Below are 3540 nucleotides of genomic sequence, written 5' to 3'. Positions count from 1 at the left end.
TGGCGGGCGGATGATGCCCTTTGCCCGGCGCAGCGCGGCGCGGCTGCCGGGCTGACGGCCTCAGCCGAACAGCCGCCAGCGCGCCTTGACGAGGCTCTGGATCACCAGCCCCAGATAGACCAGATCAAGCGCCAGGAAGAACAGCCAGGGCCGCGAGAAGCCAAGCCCGACCCCGATCACGGTGGCGAACATCATCGGCCCGATCAGGCGGCGCGGCACCCGGATTGCCTTGGGCGACAGCGTCTTGAGCTTGGAGATCATCAGAATCCCGACGATCCCCAGCCAGAGCGCCACGACAAGCGGCGCCTCGCGGAGATCGACCACGCCCGACAGTGTGGCAAAGGCGGGCAGAAGCCCCAGCATCGCCCCCGCGGGCGCCGGCACGCCCAGGAAATAGGGACTCGACTTGTCGTCTTCCTGCGGCTTGCCCGACATCACGTTGAACCGCGCCAGCCTGAGACAGGTCGCGGCGGCGAAGATCAGCACGAAGATCCAGCCGATCCCACCCGCGGGCGTCAGCAGGTAATGATAGATCAGCACCCCCGGCGAGACCCCGAAGCACAGGAAATCCGACAGCGAATCAAGCTGCGCGCCGATGTCCGAGGTCGCCTGAAGCCGCCGCGCGATCAGCCCGTCCAGCCCGTCGATCACCGCGGCCAGCAGGATCAGGAACACCGCCGTTGCGAAACGTTCGTCCATCGCGAAGCGGATCGAGGTCAGGCCAAGGCACATCCCGGACAGCGTGACCATGTTGGGCACGAGTTGCAGGAAGGGCACGCGCTCGCCATTGTCGGGACTTCGCGTGTTGAAGCGTGTCATGCGCCCCGGGCCCCCGCCGCATTCGTGCCGCCCAGATCGGCGATCACCGTCTCGCCCGCCACCATGGTCTGGCCAAGCGAGACCAGCGGCACCGCGCCCTCGGGCAGGTAGATGTCCAGCCGCGAGCCGAAGCGGATCAGCCCGAACCGCTCGCCCGTGGCAAGGTTCTGGCCCGCCGTAGTCCAGCACAGGATGCGCCGCGCCACCAGCCCCGCGATCTGGACCACGCCATAGCGCCGCCCATCCGCCATTTCCACGGCCAGCCCGTTGCGCTCGTTGTCCTCGGACGCCTTGTCGAGCGAGGCGTTCAGGAACTTGCCCGGCCGATAGGCGACCTTGGTGATCCGCCCCGCGGCGGGCAGCCGGTTCACATGGCAGTTGAAGACCGACATGAAGACGCAGATCCGCATCATCGGTGTATCGCCCAGTTCCAGTTCGGCGGGCGGCATGGCGGGCCCCATCAGCGAGACCAGCCCATCGGCGGGCGAAACCATGACGCCCGGCCGGTCGGGCACGACGCGCACCGGGTCGCGGAAGAAGTAATAGACCCACAGGGTCAGCCCCGCACAGACCCAGCCCAGCGGCGCCCAGATCAGAAAGGCGACCAGCGTGACCGCAAGCCCGATGGCGACGAATTTCCGGCCCTCGGGATGCATGGGCTTGACGAAGGTGGACAGCATCGAGACGGACATCGGGTCCCCTGTTTCGAAAGGTGATGCTCTGCTTAGCCCAGATGGGGCGGATTGAAAACGCCGGATCGGGTCGCAGGCCCCCTACCCGCCGCGCAGCGCCCGGCGCATGATCTTGCCCGTCGCCGTCATCGGCAGGCTGTCGGCCCGGATCACCTTGCGCGGGGCGACATGGGGGCTGACCTGGTCGCGGACGCGCTGGATCAGCGCCTCGGCCAGCCCTTCCCATTGCGCGCCCTCGCGCAACACCACATGGGCCACGACGATCTCGGTGCGCACCGGGTCGGGTTCGCCCACCACGGCGGCCATCACCACGTCGGGATGGCCCGTCAGGCAGGTTTCGATCTCGGTCGGCCCGATCCGGTAGCCCGCCGAGGTAATCACGTCATCATCGCGAGAGACATAGGTGAAATGGCCGCCCGCGTCGCAGATCCCCAGATCGCCCGTCCGCATCCACTCGCCCGAGAATTTCGCCGCCGTCTTGTCGGGCAGGCCCCAATAGCCCAGGAACATCGAGGCCGCCCCCCGGCGCACCGCGATCTCGCCCACCTCGCCCGGCGGCAAGGGCACCCCGTCCGCCCCGATGATCGCGACATCGAAACCGGGTGTCGCGCGGCCCATCGTGCCCGGCGGCGCGGTCATCATTTCGGGCACGCAGGTCACGACAAGGTTGCACTCGGTCTGGCCGTAGAACTCGCAGATCTCCAGCCCCAGCGCCTGCCGCCCCCAGGCCAGAAGGTCCGGCCCAAGGCTCTCGCCGCCCGAGCCGACGCTGCGCAAGCACACCCCCGGCGGCACTGGCGCCTGGCGCATCAGCTTCAGCGCGGTGGGCGGCAGGAACAGGTTGCGCACCTTCAGCCGGTCGATCAGGGCCCATGCCTCGGCCGCGTCGAACTTGCGCATCCGGCAGGCCACCAGCGGCACGCCGTAGTAAAGGCAGGGCATCGCCATATCCATCAGCCCGCCTATCCAGGCCCAGTCCGCGGGCGTCCAGCCGCAATCGCCGGCCTGCGGAAAGCCGCGATGGTGCAGCTCGATCGATGGCAGATGCCCGATCAGGAAGCGGTGGGCGTGCAAGGCGCCCTTGGGCGGGCCGGTGGTGCCCGAGGTGTAGATCAGCACCGCCGGATCCTCGGCCAGCGTATCGCGCGGGGCGGCGATCGGCGGGGCGGCGGCGATCTCGGCCCACAGGTCGCGGGCGGGACCGCCATCGACCGACAGCACATCCACCAGATCGGGCAGCCGGTCGCGCAGCGCGGCCAGCTTGGCCGCGCCCTCGGCATCGGTCACGGCCAGCCGCGCGCCGCTATCGGCCAGACGGTATTCCAGCGCGTCCGGCCCGAACAGCGTGAACAGCGGCAGCACGATGGCGCCCAGCTTCATCGCAGCGAAATGGGCCACCAGCACCGCGGGCGATTGCGCCAGCAGCACCGCCACCCGGTCGCCCGGCCCCACGCCCGAGGCCGCCATCACGCTGGCCAGCCGGTCCGAGGCATCCCCGAGCGCACCATGGCTCCATTCCCGGTCGCCATCCGAGGCGTCGATCACCGCAACCCGGCCGGGATCGCGTTCGGCCCAGTCGTCGCAACAGGCGCGCGCGATGTTGAACCGCTCTGGCACGGGCCAGCGGAACCCCACGCGCAGCGCGTCCCAGTCGCGCTGGTCGGGCAGAAACCTGCGCTCGCTCATCGGATCATTGCGCGGCATGGATCGCGATCTCGCGCAGCGCGGTCAACGGCACGCCCAGCGCCCGCATCGCCGGCAGCGACACCAGCGTGCCCGCACCCGGGGCGGCATCGCGCGGGCGCAGTTCCACCTGCACGCTGATCCCCGTCACCGGATCGACCAGCCGGCCCGGCCGGACCCGCGTGACCAGCGGCGTCACCGCCCAGAACCCCGGATCGGTCGGATCGCCAAGGCTGGCCACGCCGAGCCCCAGCCGCGCATCGCCCCCGCGCGGGGCGGCGCGCGCCGCTTCGCGCTGGGCGGGCGTCGTCGTGTCGAACTCCTCGGCGGTGCGCGCCTGCGGCGG

At 70.1% G+C, this 3540-nt stretch carries 3 protein-coding genes and 1 pseudogene; all 4 read right to left on the bottom strand.

Annotated features, from left to right (window positions below):
* Positions 1-60 precede the first annotated feature (60 nt).
* A complete protein-coding gene (locus ENN83_RS00555; protein WP_287182848.1) occupies positions 61-819 on the bottom strand; it encodes a CDP-alcohol phosphatidyltransferase family protein in 759 nt (252 codons plus the stop codon).
* Entirely contained in the window at positions 816-1511 is a 696-nt protein-coding gene (locus ENN83_RS00550; protein WP_287182845.1) for a phosphatidylserine decarboxylase, read from the bottom strand. Before ENN83_RS00550 ends, ENN83_RS00555 begins: the two co-directional genes overlap by 4 nt.
* Positions 1512-1592: 81 nt before the next feature.
* Positions 1593-3197 (bottom strand): AMP-binding protein, encoded by a 1605-nt coding sequence (locus ENN83_RS00545; RefSeq protein WP_287182843.1) that lies wholly within the window; start codon positions 3195-3197, stop codon positions 1593-1595.
* A gap of 4 nt (positions 3198-3201) precedes the next feature.
* Positions 3202-3540 (bottom strand): annotated as a pseudogene (locus ENN83_RS00540) (hypothetical protein); the annotation flags it as partial.

The sequence above is a fragment of the Rhodovulum sp. genome, assembly GCF_011048875.1.
In the GTDB taxonomy this organism is placed as follows: Bacteria; Pseudomonadota; Alphaproteobacteria; order Rhodobacterales; family Rhodobacteraceae; genus Rhodovulum; species Rhodovulum tesquicola.
The sequence above is the reverse complement of the archived record's forward strand: the minus strand, read 5'-3'. Positions and strand labels throughout refer to the sequence as shown.